At 43.8% G+C, this 23,141-nt stretch carries 17 protein-coding genes; 14 read left to right on the forward strand and 3 right to left on the reverse strand.

The genetic code is table 11. The features are described from left to right. The first annotated feature begins 5 nt into the window (after window positions 1–5). Window positions 6–2,057, forward strand: a complete 2,052-nt coding sequence (locus KXQ82_RS01775; RefSeq protein WP_219486257.1) for a RagB/SusD family nutrient uptake outer membrane protein — start codon at window positions 6–8, stop codon at window positions 2,055–2,057. A 77-nt stretch (window positions 2,058–2,134) separates the two neighbouring features. On the opposite strand, the gene KXQ82_RS01780 is transcribed toward KXQ82_RS01775, so the two are convergent. Next, entirely contained in the window at window positions 2,135–3,634 is a 1,500-nt protein-coding gene (locus KXQ82_RS01780) for a sensor histidine kinase (RefSeq protein ID WP_219486258.1), read from the reverse strand. An 81-nt stretch (window positions 3,635–3,715) separates the two neighbouring features. Beyond that, window positions 3,716–4,594, reverse strand: a complete 879-nt coding sequence (locus KXQ82_RS01785) for a helix-turn-helix domain-containing protein (protein WP_219486259.1) — start codon at window positions 4,592–4,594, stop codon at window positions 3,716–3,718. A 202-nt stretch (window positions 4,595–4,796) separates the two neighbouring features. Between KXQ82_RS01785 and KXQ82_RS01790 the strand changes: the two genes are divergently transcribed. The 12 genes from KXQ82_RS01790 (at window position 4,797) to KXQ82_RS01845 (ending at window position 20,889) form a co-directional block, all read left to right on the forward strand. Beyond that, window positions 4,797–6,332, forward strand: coding sequence for an alpha-L-fucosidase (locus tag KXQ82_RS01790; protein WP_219486260.1), 1,536 nt, complete (start codon window positions 4,797–4,799; stop codon window positions 6,330–6,332). Between the two features lie 24 nt (window positions 6,333–6,356). Further along, window positions 6,357–6,644 (forward strand): IS66 family insertion sequence element accessory protein TnpA, encoded by a 288-nt coding sequence (gene tnpA / locus KXQ82_RS01795; protein WP_219486261.1) that lies wholly within the window; start codon window positions 6,357–6,359, stop codon window positions 6,642–6,644. Window positions 6,645–6,813: 169 nt separating this feature from the next. After that, entirely contained in the window at window positions 6,814–8,472 is a 1,659-nt protein-coding gene (locus KXQ82_RS01800; RefSeq protein ID WP_255563352.1) for a glycoside hydrolase family 43 protein, read from the forward strand. Window positions 8,473–8,520: 48 nt separating this feature from the next. After that, window positions 8,521–9,489, forward strand: coding sequence for an alpha/beta hydrolase (locus KXQ82_RS01805; protein ID WP_219486262.1), 969 nt, complete (start codon window positions 8,521–8,523; stop codon window positions 9,487–9,489). A 128-nt stretch (window positions 9,490–9,617) separates the two neighbouring features. Then, on the forward strand, window positions 9,618–10,388 hold the full coding sequence (locus KXQ82_RS01810) for an SDR family NAD(P)-dependent oxidoreductase (RefSeq protein WP_304610797.1): 771 nt from the start codon (window positions 9,618–9,620) through the stop codon (window positions 10,386–10,388). A gap of 129 nt (window positions 10,389–10,517) precedes the next feature. Next, window positions 10,518–11,348, forward strand: coding sequence for a 5-dehydro-4-deoxy-D-glucuronate isomerase (gene kduI / locus KXQ82_RS01815; RefSeq protein ID WP_219486264.1), 831 nt, complete (start codon window positions 10,518–10,520; stop codon window positions 11,346–11,348). Between the two features lie 7 nt (window positions 11,349–11,355). Next, complete coding sequence (locus KXQ82_RS01820) at window positions 11,356–13,014, forward strand: glycoside hydrolase family 28 protein (RefSeq protein ID WP_255563353.1); 1,659 nt, start codon at window positions 11,356–11,358, stop codon at window positions 13,012–13,014. 2 nt (window positions 13,015–13,016) lie between these two features. Beyond that, on the forward strand, window positions 13,017–14,939 hold the full coding sequence (locus KXQ82_RS01825) for a DUF4350 domain-containing protein (protein WP_219486266.1): 1,923 nt from the start codon (window positions 13,017–13,019) through the stop codon (window positions 14,937–14,939). Window positions 14,940–15,076: 137 nt separating this feature from the next. Next, window positions 15,077–16,729 carry a UxaA family hydrolase gene (locus KXQ82_RS01830; RefSeq protein ID WP_219486268.1) on the forward strand — a complete coding sequence of 551 codons (1,653 nt, stop codon included), beginning with the start codon at window positions 15,077–15,079 and terminating at the stop codon, window positions 16,727–16,729. A gap of 512 nt (window positions 16,730–17,241) precedes the next feature. Beyond that, window positions 17,242–18,642: a glucuronate isomerase gene (gene uxaC / locus KXQ82_RS01835; RefSeq protein ID WP_219486269.1), complete on the forward strand. Its 1,401-nt coding sequence runs from the start codon at window positions 17,242–17,244 to the stop codon at window positions 18,640–18,642. A 2-nt stretch (window positions 18,643–18,644) separates the two neighbouring features. Further along, window positions 18,645–19,658 carry a sugar kinase gene (locus KXQ82_RS01840; RefSeq protein WP_219486270.1) on the forward strand — a complete coding sequence of 338 codons (1,014 nt, stop codon included), beginning with the start codon at window positions 18,645–18,647 and terminating at the stop codon, window positions 19,656–19,658. Between the two features lie 85 nt (window positions 19,659–19,743). Then, window positions 19,744–20,889, forward strand: coding sequence for an ATP-grasp domain-containing protein (locus KXQ82_RS01845; protein WP_219486271.1), 1,146 nt, complete (start codon window positions 19,744–19,746; stop codon window positions 20,887–20,889). A gap of 8 nt (window positions 20,890–20,897) precedes the next feature. Here KXQ82_RS01845 and pelA read toward each other — a convergent pair whose 3' ends face one another. Continuing rightward, window positions 20,898–22,091, reverse strand: a complete 1,194-nt coding sequence (pelA, locus tag KXQ82_RS01850; RefSeq protein ID WP_219486272.1) for a pectate lyase — start codon at window positions 22,089–22,091, stop codon at window positions 20,898–20,900. Between the two features lie 160 nt (window positions 22,092–22,251). Between pelA and KXQ82_RS01855 the strand changes: the two genes are divergently transcribed. After that, the gene (locus KXQ82_RS01855) at window positions 22,252–23,103 is read left to right on the forward strand and encodes a DUF4349 domain-containing protein (protein WP_219486273.1); all 852 of its coding nucleotides are present in this window, start codon (window positions 22,252–22,254) and stop codon (window positions 23,101–23,103) included. The last annotated feature ends 38 nt before the right edge of the window (window positions 23,104–23,141 follow it).

Below are 23,141 nucleotides of genomic sequence, written 5' to 3' on the forward strand. Positions count from 1 at the left end.
AAAAGATGAAAAAGTCAATAAAATATATAGCAGCAGTTGCATTGTGCCTCAGTTTCACACAATGCAAAAAAGATTTCCTTAATGTATCATCTCCATCCAGTGTAGATGATAGTTTTGTTACAGCTACACCATCAGAAACATTCAAAACATTATCATGGTGTTATGCTAATTACCGCCAAAATTGTGTTATGGGTGGCTACCGCTGGAACGATCCTGTGGGATCTGATGGTGAGTATTACCCGGAATCTGGTTCTACCAATAACCTAAATGCCATTTTACGTTCAGATTTACTACCGGTAAGTACCGCCGAGGGTGCATTTAATGCCCTTTATGCTACTATTGCTCAAGCGGCTAAGATAGCTGATGTTATTGCTACAAAACCTGCTTATCTGGCGGATGTTGCTGCCAACAAAACTACCGACTGGACCCACCTTTATGGCGAAGCCTTAACCATTCGGGCATTTTGCTATTTTCAGTTAATTAAACATTTTGGCGATGTGCCATATGGTTATGAAAATACGGTTGTAACAGATTATTCTTTATCGTCGCGTTTTACTATCTATGATAATTTGATAGAAAGCCTTAAAAAAGCCGAGCCATTAATGTACCGGTTAGGGCAAGGCAATATAAATGCCGAACGTATGTCGAGAACGTTTTGTGATGCCCTTATAGGGGAATTGGCACTAAATTCGGGCGGGTATCAAACCATCCGTACTGATGTTGCAGGTTTATATGGTAATTTAACCTTTACCAAAAAGGGCAACGAGGCCAACAAGTGCGTTTACGCCCGCCGTGCCGATTATTTACCTTATTATCAAACAGCTAAAACATATTTCCAGGCAGCTATTGACAATAAAGGATCCTCAGGTTTAATTACCACCGATAGCAGGAGTACATCCAACAACCCGTTTCAAAGGCATTTTCAATATTTTGCTGACTTAACGGTAAGCCCGGAGTCTGTGTTTGAGCTGGGGAATATACAGGGAGGCACGTTAACAACTACAAGTGAGTATCCTTATGCATTTGGAAGACCGTCTGATGGTGGTAGCACGCTTGCCGCTCCTACAAAAACGTTTGGTGCTCTTCGCATTGTTCCTACTGTTTATTTTGGTGAGTATTTAAACGCTGATAAGCGGAGAGATGCCAGTGTAGCCGTTACAGGAAGCAATGGTGACGGTAACGAAAAAATGTTAACATTTGTTCCGGGCAGTAAAACAGCAGGTGGCGTATCTACAAATAAATGGGATGAGAACCGCATGAACCCGCCATACGTTGCAGCACAGAGGAACTCGGGGATAAACTGGCCTATTTTAAGGATGGCTGATGTGATACTGATGCTGGCCGAAGTTAAAGCTGAGCTTGGTGAAAATGATGCCATTGCTTTAGTTAATCAAATTAGGGAAAGAGCCTTTGGTAACGCAAAATATGACTTTGGTGCGCTAACCGGCCAGGCATTAAAAGATGCTGTACTGCAAGAACGCAAGCTTGAATTAATAGGCGAAGGTACACGCCGTTGGGACCTGATACGCTCGGGTACTTTTTCTGAAAGAGCGATCGCCGTTCAACAAGAAATGGCAGCAGTGGTAGCTGGCCTTAATGCCAACGGATTTTATCATTTTGCTAATGGTAATGATTTCTCAAAATACATCTGGACAAAAAAGGTTGCCTTAACCAACCCGTTAACTTTTGATTGTGCGGCAGCGGATACCGTTGCAAACCCGGCAGCATATCCCGCGTGGAGAGGCCAATATAACTATATCACACTTTCAACTGTAAGTAGCAAAGTGGTGGGTACTACGCATAATATTGCCATACAGGGCATGTTTAAGTACATTGATCCTGCCGGCCCGGTAGCTGCTGCCCTGGTATTGCAGGGATATGTTAAAACCAATTGGGGCGTTGACCTTGTTACCGGTTATGCTGATTATCAAAGAAATATTCTTTCAGGTATAACAACTGCCAATGATCCACCAAGGTATTACTGGCCTATTCCTTTCTCAACCATCAGCCAATCTAAAGGAAAAATCAGCAATGGTTATGGACTGCCACAGCAATAAAAACAGCTAACAAATAAGCAAATAATTAAGGGCTTGCCGGTAATACCGGCAAGCCCTTTTTTGTTGGATGAAATGGGTTAAAGCAAGGGCAACGTAAACCAAAAAGTACTGCCAACGCCCGGTTGGCTATCCGCCCATATCTCGCCATTGTGCCTGCTTACTATCTGGTGAGAAAGATAAAGGCCAATGCCCAGCCCCGAAATATTGGGGTTAACATCATCTACCCTATAAAACCGCGAAAAAATGTGTTTTAACTTATCGGCAGCAATGCCTACGCCAAAATCTTTAACGCCAATTTTTACCTTACCGGGATGCTGCTCCAGGAATACCTCGATCTGATTGGTGCCGGGTGAATACCGTATAGCGTTTGTAAGCAGGTTAATAATAACCTGCTCAATACGGCCCGGGTCGCCCTGCATGTTCAATTCTTTCACATCGGAATATAGTGTTATGCGGTATTGGGTATGCGTATGCGATAATAGCCCGATGGCATCATCCACAATTTCGCGGATGTTTAAATTTTCTATAGAAATTTGCAGTTTGCCGGCCTCTATTTTGGAAATATCCAACAGGTCGGAAACCAACGTACTCAGTTTTTTAACCTGGTGCTGTGATTTTTTCAGAAATTGCAATGCTTTTTCATCGGTTATCATTCGCTCAAGTATATGGAGGTAGCCATTGATGCTGGTAAGCGGTGTTTTTAACTCATGGCTGGCCAGCCCAATAAACTCGTCTTTCTTTTCGTTCAGTTTTTTGATCTGCTCGTAAAGTTGCTTCTTTTCCTCCTCATCTGCTTGTTGAACAGATATGTCCCGCGCAATTTTTGATGCGCCAATTACTTTGCCTTCCAGATCGGTAATAGGAGAAACAGATACCGAAATAGGTACCAAATGGCCATCCTTTGCTTGCCGAATGGTTTGGAAATGATCTACTTTATTTCCTTTTCGTATTTCACCAATAATATAATCTTCCTCATTCAACCGATCTGCGGGGATGATAAGGGATATGTGTTTACCAACAGCTTCTGCTTCGGTATAACCGAACATTTTTTCTGCTGCTTTGTTCCAACTGGTAATGATCCCATCAAGGGTTTTACTAAGAATGGTATCATCAGACGTATCTACAATAGCTGCCAGCATACTTTGTCTTTCGGCTGCTTTACGCTGTTCTGTTATATTTCGTGCAATTTTAGATGCCCCGATAATTTTACCTGTTGAATCTCTGATCGGTGAAACAGATATTGACAGGTTTACCAACGATCCATCTTTACGTTGCCGCATGGTTTCGAAATGATTAACCTGGTTACCTTGTGATACCTGGCTGATAATAAAATCTTCCTCCTTTAATCGTTCCGACGGAATGATCATGGTAATGTGCTGCCCAATGGCTTCCACGCTTGTAAACCCGAACAACTTTTCGGCAGCAGGGTTCCAACTGGTTATAATACCATGCAGGGTTTTGCTAATGATAGCATCGTCTGACGATTCAATAATGGCCGAAAGTAATGCACTTGTTTCCTCACGTAAAGTTAGTATAGGCTGATTTGTTTGTGAGAATTTAGGTGTATCATGGTCCATATAACAAACATAACCAATAACAAGGTAGATTGTTATTAAAAAGTTAAGCTTTTTATAGGTTGCAAATCCCGCAAAGGATAATTAAAAATCATTATAGATACGCCGTTTGTATACTCCCGGCGATATGCCTGTGATTTTTTTAAAGGTTCTTGAAAAGTGCGATAAGCTTTCAAAACCGGTCATTTCAGCAATCTCCGAATAGGTATCCTGGCTGGTTACCATAAGGTATTGCGCCCGCTCAATGCGTTTTTCCTGCAGGTAAGCCAACGGCCTGATGCCCGTGCCCTGCTCAAACAGGCGCGAAAAATAATCGGGGTGCAGGTTTACGCGGCCGGCAAGTAAGCTAATGGTAATGGGAGTATGCAGGTTAACACTAATAAAACTAATGGTATCCAGTACTTTGGCAGGAATAAAGCGTACAGGTTTTACATTGAGCAATTCGGGAATGGCAAAGCGCGATACCAGCTGCAGTAATATACCCTGTGTCTCTAAAAAATTGGCCATATTTTGATGGTTGTTCAACTCCTGGTATTCCTGGTAAAACATGTCTTTCTCGTATATCTTCGGATTGTCAGACCGGTTGATGCCCCGCCCCGGGTTAATGGCCACCAACCGCTTAAAGTTAATTACATCATTATCAGTAGCTGCAACCCGCGCTATTGAATGGTTGTTTGCAAATAACGAAATGCCATCTGATGATTCTTCGAAGAATTGTACAAAGTATTGGCTCAGGTAGCTTTTACATACCATGTTACACAAAGTAAAACTCGGAATGATGTAAAGAAAGCCTGCCTCTAATTGCAGTGTTTTCTCCATATCCGATAATTCACCCTTGCCCTCGTCAATATAATATATGCGGTGATAAGGGCTTATCACATTTTGATAGTTCCAACGTTCCCCAAGCCGCACATGGTCAGTGTTTAACAATGAAAAGCTATGCTTGAGAATACGTTTGATCATATTGTAACAAATATATGCAATATCTTTTTCAGACAAAAAAAAGTCGGTTTTTGTAAAACTTTACAAAAGCAAACCCTATAGCTTTGATTTTATATAAACCATCATTTTATTACATAAGGCCAATACAATTATGCTCATGGCAAACCTGTTAGCTATTGCTATCAATTATACTTTGCATTATACCATAACATTAATTTAGAATATGAAAACCCCGATCAAAATTTTAATAACCGCCCTCTTATTTTTTGTTGGTGTTAACGTCTTTGCGCAAACCGATTCGGTAACCGAGGCTCGTAAAAAAGCGCCCGCCCGCCAAACATTAAAACTGCCCAATGGCCGTGCGGCAGCTGGCCCGGCTGGTCCGTATAAACCTGATTGGGAATCTATCAAAGCTAATTACCAGGTGCCTGAGTGGCTTAAAGATGGCAAGTTTGGTATTTTTATGCATTTTGGCGTATACACCGTTCCGGCACATGGCAGTGAGTGGTACCCACACCACTTGTACACCAACCAGGGTTTTACACAATGGCATATTGAGCATTTTGGTACGCCTGATAAATTTGGCTACAAGGATTTTATACCCATGTTTAAGTGCGAGAAATTTGATCCTGATGAATGGGCGGATCTGTTTGCAAAAGCAGGCGCCAAATACATTTGCCCTACTGCCGAGCACCACGATGGTTTTGCCATGTATGATAGCAAACTAACCAAATGGAATGCCAAGAACATGGGCCCGCATCGTGATATTATTGGCGATCTGAGCGTATCTGTACGTAAAAAGGGAATCAAGTTTGGGATATCAAACCACAGGATGGAAAACTGGGACTTTTTGTATCCAACCATCAAAATGAAAACCGACGTGTTAGATCCTAAATACGCCGATTTTTATGGTCCGCCGCAGCCACCGCCAATACGTGGTGCAAAAGCCGCGGCAGGCACACAGCCCGGTGTTGAAATGGTAACCGACCCGGCTGCACCGCAAAGCCAGGCCTTTTTAGAAGAATGGCTGGCCCGGAACGAAGAGATAGTAGATAAATATAAACCAGATATGGTGTTTTTTGATAATGGCGTTAATCCGCGCAGGCTCGATTCCATAAAACTGCGTTTTGCAGCTTATTACTATAACAGTGCTGCCAAATGGGGTAAACAAGTAACTATTACCACCAAGAGCGATGCCTATTTAGCCGGTACTGTTACCGATTTTGAACGCGAAGGCCGTGCACCAAAACAACTCACCGATTTTTACTGGCAGGTTGATGACCCTATTGCCGATAAGTTTGGCTATGTAGAGGGTATGAAAGTAGTATCGGCAGCATCGGTAGTGCGTAAACTGATAGAAAATGTGAGCCGCAACGGTAACCTGATGCTGAATATATCGCCCAAAAGTGATGGCACCATTCCGGATGACCAGCGCGCGGTATTGCTTGGCATAGGCAAGTGGCTTGCCGTTAATGGCGATGCTATTTATAGCACCCGTGCATGGACTAAGGCCAGCGACGGCGACTACCGCTTTACCACAAAAGGTAAAACATTGTATGCGATAGCTGTAAAGTGGCCGGAAGGCAACCAAGGAACAATAGTGCCATTTGGCACTGCCATTGGTAAGGTGAAAAAGGTGAGCATGTTAGGGCATACAGGTGACCTGGCATTTTCGCAGGATGAAAGCGGCTTAAGGGTGACTTTCCCGACCGAAAAGCCATGTGATATTGCCTATTCATTAAAAATAGAGCGCGAATAATTATTTACCAATTATAGTTTAAAAATGTATTTCATATCGCAGGCAGGTTTATTGAACGCTCAGCCGGTTAAAGACCTGAGTAAGAACTATATGTTACGGAGTGCGGCAAATGAAATGGAAGGGCATGTTAATGCTTTTAAAATGAGTGGCTTGCCACAGTTAGAGTATTGCCGGTTAAATAAGGTAAGTTACAGCAGGTTAGTTTACTGGTTAAGAAAAGTAAAACTTAAAGAACAGGCAGAAAACAAAGAAACAACGGGAGACGAAAAACAAGAATGCTGCGAACAACATTCCCCGGAATATCACTATTAAGGATAAGTAAGTTGGCGGCCTGTATAAGTAGTATTGTTTGGTAATTGATATCGGTTTAAGTGTAAGCTTGTTAGCCGGTGTATCAACACTCTTTTACAAAAAAATGCAAGCGATTGCATTTTCTTTTTTACTATTGTAAAATAAAACCAACACAGCCTTTTTTATCCCAATGAAAAAACATCTTGCAGCAGCAATTATAACGTTTGCAGCCTTTACGGCAATGGCGCAGCAAAAAAAAGTAACCCCGGCGGCAACTTCGGCACAACCCCGGTACGTATCGAAAGTTTGGGTGGCCGATAACGGAAATGGTACTTACAAAAACCCGGTATTGAATGCCGATTACAGCGACCCTGATGCGATACGTGTAGGTGATGATTTTTATTTGGTATCATCAAGTTTTGAAGATATTCCGGGGCTGCCCATATTACACTCAAAAGATCTGGTAAACTGGAGTATTATCGGTCATGCATTATTGCGCCAGCCACCGTATGATCATTTTAATAAACCACAGCATGGCAATGGCGTTTGGGCGCCGGCTATCCGTTTTCATAATGGCGAGTTTTATATTTATTATCCCGATCCCGATTACGGCATTTACCTGATAAAAGCCAAAAATCCGGCGGGCCCCTGGTCTGAACCCTTATTAGTAATGGAAGGCGCGGGCTTAATTGACCCATGCCCTTTATGGGACGAGGACGGGCAACTTTATTTAGCACATGCCTGGGCAGGTAGCAGGGCAGGTATAAAAAGTATCATTACTGTAAATAAAATGAACGCCGCCGGTACCAGGGTAATTGATGAAGGTGTAATGGTTTTTAATGGCCACGAAACAGACCCTACCATTGAAGGACCTAAAATTTATAAACGTAATGGCTACTATTACATTTTTGCCCCTGCGGGCGGTGTACCAACAGGATGGCAACTGGTGTTGCGGTCTAAAAATATATATGGCCCGTATGAGCGTAAAGTGGTAATGGACCAGGGTAAATCAACTACCAATGGCCCGCACCAGGGTGCATGGGTTGATACCCAAACCGGCGAAGACTGGTTTTTGCATTTCCAGGATAAAGAAGCTTATGGCCGCGTTACCCACCTGCAACCTATGAAATGGGTAAATGACTGGCCTGTTATAGGTATTGACCCAAAAGGAACGGGCAAAGGCGAGCCGGTATTAACTTATAAAAAACCCAATGTTGGTAAAGTATATCCCATTGAAACACCAGCCGAATCGGATGAGTTTAATAGTGTTGTGTTGGGTAAACAATGGCAATGGATGGCCAATTCAAAATCAACCTGGTACGCTACTACAAATTCAGGCGTGCTAACCTTGTTCTCGTACATGGACGACAGTGCGAAAAACCTGTGGGATACCCCAAACCTGTTATTACAAAAAACACCTGCCGATGAGTTTATGGTAACCACAAAATTTACCTTTAAACCTAATATTAAGCTTGATGAAAGAGCCGGTTTGGTAATGATGGGTTTTAGTTATGCCGGTTTAACCCTGCATAGTAAGAAAGGTGAAATCAGCCTTGAATATATTACCTGTAAAGACGCTGTTAAAGGCAATGCCGAAAAAGCTGAAACCTTAATGAAAGTAAGCAGCCCAACTATCTATTTCAGGATGAAAGTTAGCGCAGGTGCAAAATGCAAATTTAGCTATAGCCTGGATGGGAATACGTTTACCGATACGGGTACGGAGTTTCAGGCTGAAGTTGGGCGATGGATAGGCTCGAAAATGGGTATATTCTGCTCGCGTACCACACAGATAAACGACTCGGGTTATGCCAATTTTGATTGGTTCAGGGTTGAGCCATTAGTGCGCTAAGTTTGTTTGATAATAGGCTATAGTACAGCAACATAAAATTGTGATAACATGAAAGCAGTTGGTGTAATAACAGCGTTAAGTTTACTTGCGGGTAGTGTATTTGCGCAGCTTCCCGAACCGCGCGATACCTCGTTCACTACTTACAGTGCATATAAGGGCGCGTTAAAAAAGTATCCGAATATCACTATCGCTAACCCACCTGCTCCCGCTACCATCACATCAAAAATGAATGTGGTTTATTGCACCATCAATAAGCGCGATCTGCATTTGGATGTATTTTATCCTACAGCAAATAAAGCGCCTTTGCCTGCATTGCTCATTATACATGGCGGGGGGTGGCGCTCGGGCGACAGATCGCAGCATATTCCTTTGGCGCAGCAATTGGCCGCCAGGGGTTATGTTACCATTACTGTGGAGTACCGTTTAAGCACCGAGGCACTTTACCCTGCCGCGGTGAACGATTTAAAAACCGCATTAAAATGGATGCGTGCCAATGCCAAAGCTTATCATATCGATCCTGATAAAATTGCCGCCTGGGGATTCTCGGCAGGGGGGCAACTGGCTACTTTAATAGGAACAACCGCGGGTGATAAAACCTTTCCCGGCGATGGCTGCTATGATAAATTTAGCGATAAGGTGCAAGCCATTGTTGATGCCGATGGTACGCTGGCCTTTATCCACCCCGAATCAGGTGAGGGGGATGACAGTAAGAAAAAATCGGCAGGCACGCTTTGGTTCGGTGCAAACAAAACAGAGCGCCCCGATCTGTGGATACAGGCAGGCCCAATTAGCCATATTAATAAAAATACTCCTCCTATAGCGTTTATCAATAGCTCGGTTGACCGTATGCATGCCGGCAGAACGGATGTTATACATAAACTCGACTCGATGCATATTTACAGCGAGGTACATTCCTTTCCAGATACTCCGCACCCTTTTCTGCTATTCAATCCATGGTTTGAGCCGGTGCTTAATTATACTGCCAATTTTTTGGATAAGATGTTTAAGAACCAATAACTCCCTACGGTAACGTTTGCATAAAATAATTTAGGCTTATATGGCGGTTGTGTAGCAAAATCTCCTTAAAATTGCTTTATAAACTAAATATTCCCTAAAACACACTACGCCGGTGACGGCAATTATACATGCAAATGCAAAAAATATTTGATCTGAGTGGAAAAACCGCTCTTGTTACAGGCTGTAACCGAGGTATTGGCAAGGCAATGGCTTTAGCTTTGGCAGCTGCCGGAGCTGATATTATTGGTGTATCGGCAAACCTGGCGCTGAGTGGCAGCGAGGTTGAAAAAGAAGTAAATGCCCTTGGCCGTAAATTCAAAGCATATCAATGCGATTTTGGAAATCGTATATCATTAGAGGCTTTTGCTAAACTGGTATTGGTTGAAAATGCTAAAATTGATATCCTGGTAAATAATGCGGGTACCATTATGCGTAAACCTGCCGCCGAGCACCCTAATGATTATTGGGATACCGTATTGAACATTAACCTGGATGCACCTTTTATCCTGACAAGGGAAATTGGCCGCCATATGATAGAGCAGGGTTATGGTAAGGTAATATTTACAGCGTCGTTATTAACTTTTCAGGGTGGTATCAATGTGCCGGGTTACGCGGCAAGTAAGGGCGCTATCGGCAGCTTAACTAAAGCTTTTGCTAACGAGTGGGCATCAAAAGGTGTAAATGTGAACGCTATTGCGCCAGGCTATATCTCTACTGATAATACTGAAGCTTTACGTGCCGATCCGGACAGGAGCAAATCTATTTTAGACCGTATACCCGCAGCACGCTGGGGTGAGGCAAGCGACTTAGGCGGAGCAACCATATTTTTAGCAGCGCCTGCATCTGATTATGTTAACGGCGTTATTTTGCCTGTTGATGGCGGATGGATGGGTCGGTAATTTAATGTGCAAATGAGTAGATATGTGCAGGTGAATTAAAAAACTGTGCGAATGAATTGGATTGGGCGATAGGCAATGACTGACCCCGATGACTTAATGATAAAATAAAACAGAGTAATAAAAAATATAATGGAACAAAGATATCATAACAGCCCAAAAGAGGTAAGCACCATGACCACCGCCGAGATGCGCGGCAATTTTTTAGTTGATGGTTTGATGCAGCCCGGCGAGCTGAAATTTGTGTATAGTCATTATGACCGTGTGATAGTGGGCAGCGCTGTGCCAACTGATAAAGCAATTGTTTTGGGTAACTACCCTAACCTGCGCGCCGAATACTTTTTGGAGCGCCGCGAATTAGGCGCCATAAACATTGGCGGCCCGGGTGAGGTTATTGTTGACGGGCAAACTTTTGCCGTTGACAAGCTTGACTGCGTTTACGCGGGTAAAGAAAGCAAGAACGTAGAATTTAAAAGTGTTGACCCTAAAAACCCGGCGATGTATTACTTACTATCGTACCCGGCGCATATGGTTTACCCTACTCGTTTGCTAAAGAAAGAAGAAGCTATGCCGGTAAGTATCGGTTCGCCGGAAACATCTAACGCGCGTACTATCTATAAATATATCCATCTGGAAGGTATCCGCAGTTGCCAGTTGGTAATGGGTTTAACCGTGCTTTCTACAGGTTCGGTTTGGAATACCATGCCATCGCACGTGCATGACCGCCGTATGGAAATGTACTTTTACTTTGATGTACAGCCGGGGCAGATTGTAGTTCACCTGATGGGCCAGCCACAAGAAACACGCCATTTGGTAATGCAAAGCAACGAGGCGGTAATATCGCCACCATGGTCAATCCACTCGGGTTGTGGTACAGCTAATTACTCGTTTATTTGGGGTATGGGCGGCGAGAACCAGGTATACAGCGATATGGACCCTGTTGCTATTAACGAGTTGAGATAATCAGGATATGATAAAAAGGATTATTGGCTTTAGTTTTTGCCTGGTGTTTGGCGCATCGGCGGTAATGGCGCAATTTGGTAACATAACTTTGCCGGTTGTGCAGCAAACCAAATTTAAAGCCGATACCTTTAATATAAAAAGCTTTGGCGCTATTAGCGATGGTGTTACCTTAAATACCATCAGTATTAATAAAGCCATAAGCATTTGCAGCCAAAAAGGTGGCGGAGTAGTTTTGGTGCCCGAAGGTATGTGGGTAACCGGCCCTATCGAATTAAAAAGCAATGTAAACCTGCACCTAAACCGCAACGCGGTGCTGCAATTTAGCGCTGATTTTAACCAGTACCCAATTATAGAAGGTTTTTACGAAGGCTTAAGGGCCGGTCGTTGTAAATCGCCTGTATCCGGGCGCGATCTGGAGAATGTGGCCATCACCGGTAACGGTATTATTGATGGTAATGGTGATGCATGGCGCATGGTGAAAAAGGATAAGCTAAACGCTACCCAATGGGCCGCTAAAATAGCTTCGGGAGGCTTATTGAGCGTTGATGGTAAAACATGGTACCCTTCTGAAAAATCGCTGAAAGGCGCTATGGCTAAAAGTCCGGGCGTATTGGCTGACGGCGTTACCATTAAGGATTTTGAAGCGTATAAAGACTTTTTGCGCCCCAATATGGTGGCCTTATACAGCTGTAACAAAGTATTGCTTGAAGGCGTAACCTTTCAAAACTCGCCCGCCTGGAACCTGCACCCGTTTTTATGTTCAAACATTACACTAAGGGGCGTTAACGTTAAAAACCCCTGGTACGCGCAGAATGGCGATGGCATTGACCTGGAATCGAGCGACCACGCGCTGATAGAGAACAGCACGTTTGATGTGGGTGACGATGGCATTTGCATTAAATCGGGCCGTGATGAGCAAGGGCGTAAGCTGGGCAAGCCAACGCAGGATGTTATTGTACGCAATTGTGTGGTTTACCATGCGCATGGCGGCTTTGTGATAGGCAGCGAAATGAGCGGCGGCGCTAAAAACATATTTGTAGACAACTGCTCATTTATGGGTACCGATGTTGGCCTGCGTTTTAAAACCACTCGCGGCCGCGGCGGTGTTGTCGAAAAAATTTACATCAACAACATCAGCATGAAGGACATTGGCGCCGAGGCGATTTTGTTCGACATGTATTATGAGGCCAAAGACCCCGTGGTTTTGGCAGGCGAAAACCGCCAGGCGCCTAAAGTGGTAACCATGCCCGTTACCGAAGCTACCCCGCAATTTAAAGATTTCCATGTGAGCAATATTGTTTGCTCGGGGGCACAAACGGCGTTGTTTATTCGTGGGTTACCCGAGATGAGCATCAAAGGTTTGTACCTGGATAACATGGTGATATCTGCCAAAAAAGGCATAGTATGCACACAAGCGGAGGATATCCACATCAAAAACTTTAAGATGATCACAACCGATACTAACCCGGTGATCAGTATCGATGAAAGTAAGAACATGAGCCTTGATGGCATTAGCTATAATAACGACAGTCAATTACTGTTCAAGATATCGGGTATGCGTACTGCCGGTATAGCGGTAAGCAATACCAACACTGCATCGGCAAAAAAAGAATTGGTCTTTGCTGATGGAGCAACAAGCAAATCAATCGAAATAAACAAAAAATAGGGATGAAAAAACTAAAACAGTTACCTGTTATTTTGCTGTTGTTCGCGGTGGGCGCGAACGTGCAGGCACAGGAAATACCGATGTCGCAAAAAATGGCGGCAACGGTAATGAAGGTATGGACAACAGATACCGCCGATAAAACACAAAAGCCATTTAGAAGATGGAACTATGATGAAGGCGTAATACTGAAAGGTATTGAAGGCGTTTGGCAGCAAACAGCCGACAGGACGTATTTTAAATACATCCAGCAAAGTATGGATAACCTGATAAGCGCCGATGGTAGCCAGATAACCGGGTATAAAAGCGAGGCTTATACCTTAGATAACGTTTTATGTGGCCGTAATTTGCTGATGCTGTATAACGTTACAGGTTTGCCAAAATACTACAAGGCTGCCACTACGCTATATGATCAGTTGAAGAAACAGCCGCGCACACCCGAAGGTGGTTTTTGGCATAAAAAGATTTACGAAGAACAAATGTGGCTGGACGGGCTGTATATGGCCGAATCGTTTTATGCTGAGTATGCAGGAATGGTGCATAAAGATGCCGATTTTGACGATGTGGCCAACCAGTTCATTTTGATGGAAAAACATGCCCGCGATGCAAAGACCGGCCTGCTTTACCATGGCTGGGATTATAGCAAAAAGCAAAAATGGGCCAACCCGCAAACAGGCCTTTCGCCCGAGTTTTGGGGCCGCGCAATGGGCTGGTATGGTATGGCTTTAGTTGACGCGCTTGACTATTTGCCCGCTAACCATCCAAAACGCGCTGAAATTATCGCGATACTAAACCGTTTTGCTGCTGCTGTTACCAAAGTACAGGATGCCAAAAGCGGTGTATGGTATGATATTTTAGATAAACCAAAGGAAAAAGGAAATTACCTGGAAGCTTCGGCGTCGAGCATGTTTGTGTATGCTTTGGCTAAGGGCATCCGTAATGGTTATTTGCCCGATAGCTATTTAGCTGTGGCCGATAAAGGTTACAAAGGTATTTTGAAGGAGTTTATTGAGACCGACGCCAGTGGTCAGGTGAACCTGAAAGGTACGGTAAGTGTATCGGGACTGGGCGGTAACCCTTACCGCGATGGCAGCTATGCTTATTACCTGAGCGAAAAGGTGATCGTTAACGATGCCAAAGGTGTTGGCGCGTTCTTACAGGCTTCGGTTGAGATGGAGCGTTTAGCTAAGCGCAATTTGGGTAAAGGTAAAACTGTTTTGTTGGATTCATACTTTAACAATGAGCACCGTGCGGATAAAATTATTGGCGACCCGGCACTATCTTTCCATTATAAATGGGAAGAGCAGGATAATAATGGTTTTTCGTTCTTCGCGAACGCTTTCCACAATTATGGTGTGAAGACGGAAACCTTGTACCAGGGCCCGACCGCGGATAACCTGAAAAAGGCCGATATGTATATCATTGTTGACCCGGATATCCCGAAAGAGAACCCTGATGCAAAATATATTGAAACACCGCATATTACCGCCATTACTGAATGGGTGAAAGCGGGCGGAACGCTGATCGTGTTAAACAACGATACCGGCAATGCCGAGTTTAAGCATTTGAACAATTTGCTGGCTAAGTTTGGTATTCATGACAACGAGGACAGCCGTAACCATGTGGTAACTCCGCATTTTGAAACAGGCGCGGTAATGATACCTGCAACCGACCCTGTATTTAAAACAGCGAAAAAGATATACATTAAAGAGATATCAACCTTCGCGGTGAAAGCACCTGCCGTTGCAAGTTTGGTGGATAACAAAGACATCATCATCGCGACAGCTAAGTATGGCAAAGGCAAAGTATTTGTAGTTGCCGACCCATGGTTTTACAATGAGTATACCGATGGCAGGAAGCTACCGGCAGATTATGATAATTTAAAAGCCGCCAACGACCTTATAAAATGGGCGCTAACGGTAAAATAATATACTATTGAGGTAATTGAGGTTATAAAGTGTTTGTAAAAATTAAACAATTTTGTCAGGATTATAAGCCAAACAAACACAAAGTATGTAAAACGTGTTTAGTATTTAACTATCACAGCAATTAACCATCAAGTTTTATGAAACAGCGCATTTTAAAAGTACACCCTTCCGACAACGTAGTTGTTGCATTGACCGACCTGCAGCCAGGCGAGCAGTTGGAATATTCGGGTAAAACTTATACTGTTAAAGAGTTTATAGCCGCCAAGCACAAATTTGCCGAGCATGATTTTGCCGAGGGCGAGAAGATAATAATGTATGGTGTGTTGGTAGGCAAGGCACAAAACGCTATCGCTGCCGGTAGCCTGCTAACCGTTGCCAATGTAAAGCACGCGGCAAGCGGCTTTTTAGAGGCACAGCACCATGATAACTGGCAGCAGCCCGATGCATCGAAATGGGCGGGCCGTACTTTTAACGGTTACCACCGCGAGGATGGCAGCGTAGGTACAGGCAATTTCTGGCTGGTGATACCAATGGTATTTTGCGAGAACCGCAACATAGAGGTATTGCAGGATGCCCTGGTAAAGCAATTAGGCTACGGCCGTAAAAACACGTACGAAAGCAAGGCGCAGCAGCTGATAAACCTGGTAAAAAATGGAGGCAGCGTTGACGAAATTTTATACACCGAAGTAAAAGGCGGCGAAGCTACTGCTAAGGAAGAGCGCCTGTTCCCGAATGTGGATGGGATCAAGTTTTTGATACATAATGGTGGCTGCGGTGGCACGCGCCAGGATGCGCAGGCACTTTGCGGTTTGCTTGCGGGTTACATTACCCACCCTAATGTTGCGGGTGCAACTGTGATGAGCTTAGGCTGCCAAAACGCGCAGGTAAGCATACTGGAAGAAGAGATAGCAAAACGCAGTCCGAACTTTAAGAAACCGCTGTATGTGCTGGATCAGCAAAAGGTAGGTAAGGAATCGGATATGCTGGAGTTGGCTATACGCCAAACCATGGCAGGCTTAATGGAAGCGAATAACAACCAACGCCAGCCTGCTCCTTTAAGCAAAATTACCATTGGTTTAGAGTGCGGTGGATCGGATGGTTTTTCGGGTATATCTGCTAACCCGGCTATTGGTTATACGTCAGACCTATTGGTTAGCCTTGGCGGGACAGTTATTTTATCGGAGTTCCCGGAGCTTTGCGGTGTGGAGCAAAACCTGATAGACCGTTGCGTAACCAAAGACAAGGCAGACAGGTTTAGTCATTTGGTAAATTTATACAGTCAGCGTGCCGAAGAAGTAGGTTCGGGCTTTGATATGAACCCTTCGCCGGGAAATATTAAGGATGGCTTGATAACAGATGCTATTAAATCGGCAGGAGCCGCAAAAAAGGGCGGTACATCACCTGTGGTAGATGTATTGGATTATCCCGAAAAGGTAACCAAACCAGGCTTGAACCTGCTGTGCACACCGGGTAACGATGTTGAAAGTACCACTGCCGAAGTAGCCAGCGGCGCTAACGTGGTATTGTTTACAACAGGTTTAGGTACGCCAACGGGTAACCCGATAACACCTGTGGTAAAGATATCGACCAACACCACGCTCTTCAACAAAATGAGTGACATTATTGATATTGATACCGGGACGATAATTGACGGTACAGAAACCATTGAGCAGGCCGGTGAACGTATTTTAGATTACGTGATCAGGGTGGCGAGTGGCGAGATAGAAGTTAGCGCAGTAAGGCACGGCCAGGACGATTTTATTCCGTGGAAACGTGGGATATCGTTGTAGTGAGTTGTGGGTTTTGTGTTGTTGGTTATGAGTTTTTAGGGTTGAATTGCGTATTTTTGTAGTGGTCGCGAAGCGCATGGGACGTAGCGGAAAGCGTTATAAAATTGTTCTTTAAAATACCTGTTTTTACCTGCTTTTTAACCATGTCATTGCGAGGAACGAAGCAATCACTGGGGCAGGTTGACGACATACATAGTTCGAGACTTGCCTCAGTGATTGCCACGCCGTTGAAGGAGCGGCTCGCAATGACATGGTGGGTGATGCGTGTGTAAAATACCCATAAATACCCATAAATACCCATGTGTTGGCCTCAATCCGGCCTTCTCCAAAAAGAAGGTTTAGGTGAGGATAATTGAGAATTTGATAATTGACATGGGTAAATTAATCGAAAAATACCCATGAATACCCAAGGATACCCATGGTTTTTTAGATGGGTATTGCGAAAATGATAATAAATACCCTTAATATATAATCGGTGAAATCAACTCTCATCGGTGAAATTGAATAACACAATGAAGAAGTTCTTAGACGAAAATTTTTTACTGCAATCGGAAACCGCTATTAAGTTGTATCACAACTATGCGAAGGATATGCCTATCATTGACTACCATTGCCACCTGCCACCGGATCAGATAGCTAATGATATCAGCTTTGAAAACCTTACCCAGATCTGGTTATATGGTGATCATTATAAATGGCGTGCCATGCGTACCAATGGTGTGAACGAAGATTACATTACCGGTAAAAAAAGCGACTTTGAGAAGTTTGAAAAATGGGCCGAAACTGTGCCTTATACACTGCGTAACCCATTATACCACTGGACACATTTAGAGTTGCAGCGTTATTTTGGTGTAGATGCCATCCTTTCGGGAAAAAATGCAAAAGAGATATATGATACCTGTACCGCTAAGCTGCAAACCAAAGAGTTCAGCATCCGTAGCCTGGTTACAAAAATGAAGGTAAAGGTGATCTGTACTACAGATGACCCGATTGATAACCTGGAGCATCACCAAAAGATAGCTGCCGATGGCTTTGAAACCAAGGTATTGCCTTCATTCCGCCCGGATAAAGCGATGGCTGCCGATGATATACCCGGCTTAAACGCTTATATTGATAAAGTAGCCGCCATAACCGGGATCACCGTTGACACCTTCGACGCGTATTTAGCTGCTTTAAAGCAACGCCACCAGTACTTTGTTGATAACGGCTGTAAAGTATCCGACCATGGTTTGGAGCAAATTTATGCCGAGGATTATACCGATGCCGAGATCGTAGTTATTTATAATAAGATACGTGCAAACGAGGCCATCAGTTACCATGAAATGCTGCAATTTAAATCGGCTATGCTGGTTCATTTCGCACACTGGGACCACGCGGCAGGTTGGGTACAACAGTTCCACTTAGGCGCGCTGCGTAACAACAATGCCCGTATGCTGAACAAGCTTGGCCCTGATACCGGTTGGGATTCGATAGGTGATTTTAGCCAGGCTAAAATGCTGTCGAAATTTTTGAACAAATTAGATTCCACCGACCAACTGGCTAAAACCATATTATACAACTTAAACCCGGCGGATAACGAGTTAATGGCCACCATGATAGGTAACTTTAACGACGGATCGGTAGCTGGTAAGGTACAGTTCGGTTCGGGCTGGTGGTTCCTGGATCAAAAAGACGGCATGACCAAACAAATGAACGCGCTATCGAACATGGGTTTATTGAGCCGTTTGGTAGGTATGCTGACGGATTCGCGCAGCTTCCTGTCGTTCCCTCGCCACGAGTATTTCCGCAGGTTATTGTGTAACCTGTTGGCTGAAGACGTAGAGAACGGCGAATTACCGTACGATATTGAATGGCTGGGCAAAATTGTTCAGGACATTTGTTACTATAACGCTAAAAACTATTTCGGCTTTTAAGTATGATAACTAAGGTTTTATGTTTCGGCGAGTTGTTGTTGCGGGTTTCGCCTGCGGCAGATGATGCGTCGGACAAAAATCCTTTTTTATTATACATGGGTGGCGCCGAAGCCAACGCGGCCACCGCTTTGGCGGGATGGAACGTGCCGGTAAAGTACTGTACGGTATTGCCCGATAACTTCATGTCGCGCCACCTGATAGATTATTTAGAATACAAAGGGATATTTACATCGTCGATACTGTTCAGCGGGAACCGTATCGGCGTGTATTACCTGGAGCGCGGCGCCGATCTGAAAGGCAGCATGGTATATGACCGTGACCGCTCCTCATTCTCGGAACTCAAAACCGGGATGATAGACTGGGATAAGGTGCTGAAAGATGTATCGTGGTTTAACTTTACAGCGATAAGTCCGGCATTGAACCAGAACGTTGCAGATGTATGCCTTGAGGCTGTTGAGGCGGCATCCCGCAAGGGAATTACCATATCGGTTGACCTGAACTACCGCTCACGTTTGTGGAAGTATGGTAAGCAACCCATTGAAATTATGCCCAAACTGGTGGAGCATTGTGATGTGGTAATGGGCAATATATGGAGTGCTAACCATTTGTTAGGGACGGATATTGACGAGCACATACACGGCAAGCAAAGTAAAGCCGCGTATTTAGCTCATGCCGAAGAAACTTCCAAACAGATCATCAGTATGTTCCCCAAAGTTAAAACGGTAGCCAATACCTTCCGTTTTGATAGTGATGATAAGCATTTGTTGTATTACACCAGCCTGTACACCAATGGGCAGCAATACCACTCGCACGATTTTAGTTGCGCCGGTGTGGTTGACCGATCGGGTAGCGGAGATTGTTTTATGGCAGGCTTGATATACGGTTTCTACAACCAAAACAAACCTCAGGAAATAGTTGATTATGCTACCGCCGCCGCCTTTGGCAAACTGCAGGAGCAGGGCGATGCAACCGGGCAGGATATTTTAACCGTTAAGAAGGTAAAAGCAGAAAATTAATCAAGAAATATCTATATCTTGACCAGGAATTTAGGATGATCTGATAAGCAACCCCGTGCTTTGACTTTACGCGTTAACAAGTTATATGTATAAAGTTTTACTGGTTTCTATAGCAAGCTTTTTTGACTCGACAGGGGAAATACCGTTTATGTTTAAACGGGCGGGTTGCCAGGTTGATGTTTTTTGCGACAAGGCGTCGTGGCTGTTATCCAACAAATACTATGATAATTGGATAGAAAGCGTTGATGACCACGAAACATTTAAGAACGACCTGGTAGCGCTGATAGAAAAAGACCCCGGCTATTATGATTGGGTGGTACTATTGGAGGATATTGTTGTAAAACTGTTAAACGATTCCATCTCCTCGGAATGGATGTTCAAAAAGTTGTTGCCCATTACTAAAATTGAGAACAGGGAACTGTTATCATCAAAAATGGGGCTGTCCAATGTTTGCAATAAGTATGGGATTGCCACACCCCGGTTTATCAATTATTCTGAAGAGCATGATATCGGATACATTCAGCAGCAGCTTCATTTTCCTATCTTATTGAAAGAAGACTTTAGTTTTTCGGGCATTGGGGTGCATTATTGCGAAGAGCCTGCGCTGTTTGAAGAATGTTTGAGCAAAGTGCGGGTAAAGGAAAACCTGGTTTTGCAGGAGTTTATAAAAGGTGAAGATGTTGGTTTGGAAGCTTTATTTAAAGATGGCGAACTGATAACCTACAATTGCGCCGAGGTTTTGACGTATATGTATAACCGTTTCTCGTTCACTACACGCAGGCGGTACTATCAAAATGATGAGATAACAGCCTTGCTTAAAACGCTTGGGAAAAGCATTGGGTTAAACAGTTTTGCCAGCATACAGTACATATATCATCCCGAAAGGCAAATGTATTACCTGATAGAGCTGGATGCACGTACCAACGCCTGGATGCCATATTCGCGCTTTACAGAGAACGATTTTTCGGACGGTATTAAACGGATCATGGAGGGCAACATCAGCTTTATGCCGTCAAAAACTACCTCATCCAAGAGGGTTGAAGTATTGATATTTGACCGCGACATCAGACGCTGCATTAAGCACAGGGATATTAAGGGCTTGCTAAAATGGGTATTCAACTATAATGGCTACTGGAAATTCATCCCATTTTATGATGGGAAGATATTTAAACGGGTAACCAAAAAGATAGTTCACGATTTTACGGCCAAATTCAGAAAAAGCGCGGCTTAAATAATAGCTTACTTTTTCAGCACATCGTTATCAGGTGCCCACTTTTTTTGCCATGCGGGATAGGTATCTAGCACTTTTTGCGGGTTGTATGTATACCATGCATAACCATCGCGGCGCTCGCGGTCAACCTCGGCAAGGGAGTAAACAACTTTGCTATCGCGGTTACAGAACAATGGTTTGTGGGTTTTTAACTCGTAGTAGCGTGTCCAGATAGGTGGCGCGCCTTGCTCTTCAACCACTATCCTGTCGGCAGTTGATACACGGAAAGGCGTTTGCATACGCTCGGCCGGGATGGTCTTTACGCGTGTGTTGTAAATTTTAGATGCCTCAAACCATGATACCGCGCCCTGTATCGCAGCTACCAGTTCTTTTGAAGGATGGTCAATAGTCATCAGGAAGGTAACCAGGTTAGCGCTTTCGCCGTTGCAAATGCTTGGCGGTTCAAACTTGCGTGCCCAGGCAGGTTGCAGGGTTACCTCATCGTGCTGCTGGCACCAGGCGGTCAGTTTACCATCGTCTTTTATCTGGGTTTTAAGGATACAATCGAGCCCTTTATTATAGGCTTCGGTTAGTGTAGCACGACGTTTAGTATCAACAAAGGTATATTGTGGTTTGTTATCCGCAACGTCCTTCAGCAAGCGCATAATGCCCTCAAAATTGCCGTCGTTATAGGTAATGTATTTGCTGTAATTGTTTTCGAGCGGGTAATATTGCGGGAAACCGCCATTCTTATATTGCGAAGCCAATATATAATCGAAACCCTTTAATGCCGCGTCCTTATATTTTTCAACCTGGGTAACTGTATAAACGCCTGCAAGTGCCGCTATCTGCGTATAGGTACTGCCGTTATCATAGGTGGTATTAAGGGTATTTTTGGCAGCTGCAACACTGTCTTTCTGCGCATCGTTAAGTATGGCAAATACATCATAATTTTTAGGCCAGCCGCCATTTGCCTTTTGGAACAGCAGGATGTTATCGGCAATGTTGGTTATTTCGGTAGGTTTATATTTTGGCCTGCCGGGGAGGGCGTTTATCATGTTGTGCTTATCGGAAATAGAATACCAGTGTCCGGCGTTATCTGCAAAAGGGCCGGGGTTTATCTGTGTAAACTTAAAGGTGCTATTATCCTGTGCGGATACTATTTGGGTAAGCAATAGTGCCGAACAGGTAAGTATCGCCCGCAGGCTGATATTATTTTTCATGAATAAGCGATTTAAATTGGTATTGTAAATTTAGTGTTTTAGAGGTGTGTTACAGCCATTTAGTTTAAAACGACTCGGTAATAATTCAGTTACCCGGTTTTCGTAAGGTTACCTTTTAGCTTATAACGCATTAATAATAAACCATTAAACTTTAAAAATTATGAAAACCAAGCTATTTTATTGGGGTGGATTGCTATGCCTTTTTTTTATTGCCGGCTGCAGCGGTAATAAATCACATCACTACGAAACTGCATCTGCCGATACGACAGCTATTGTATCAAACAATAGCACTGAGCCGGGGATGCCCAAACTGCTTAAAGTGGCAGATATGCATTTTAAAGTTAAAGATGTGCGACACACCGGAGAGGCAATTTCAGTATTAACAGCAGCATTGCAAGGCACTGTAATGCATCATTCATTGGTAACAGCAATACAGCATAGTACCGAAGTCGCTGCCAGTATCGATTCCACAATGCGTCTTTCATCCTATAATGTTAGTGCTGATATGACGGTAAAAATACCATCTGACCGGATGGAAGACTTTATGAACCAGGTTGGCCACATGGCAGCATTTGTTGACACGAGCAATATGGACATACAGGATAAAACATTAGACTTATTGGCATCTCACCTTAAAGCACCTAATCGCGATGAATTGATCGCAAAACAAAAGCAGGCAAATAATATTGACGACCTGCTTGCTCAAAAAAGTGCAAGTGTTGATAAGCAAATGGATATCCGACGCGTAGAAGATGCGGTTAAATACAGTACTGTTGGCTTAAAGTTCTATCAAAATAATACCGTAACCAAAGAACTGGTTGCAAATGACGATGCATTAGCTTATAGCTTACCGTTCACTAAAAGGCTGGGAAATGCGTTTATAAATGGATGGGTTATTTTTGATGAAGGGTTGATAGCTATAGCGAACATTTGGGTATTGTTACTTTTCATAATTGTTGCTGTGTTTGGATACAAGCGGTATAAAAGGAAACCATCAACGGGGGTTTTGTAAATGATGTAATAAATTTGTTGTAGTTTGGCCCGTGTGCT

It is taken from the genome of Mucilaginibacter rivuli (assembly GCF_019391655.1).
Classification (GTDB): Bacteria; Bacteroidota; Bacteroidia; order Sphingobacteriales; family Sphingobacteriaceae; genus Mucilaginibacter; species Mucilaginibacter rivuli.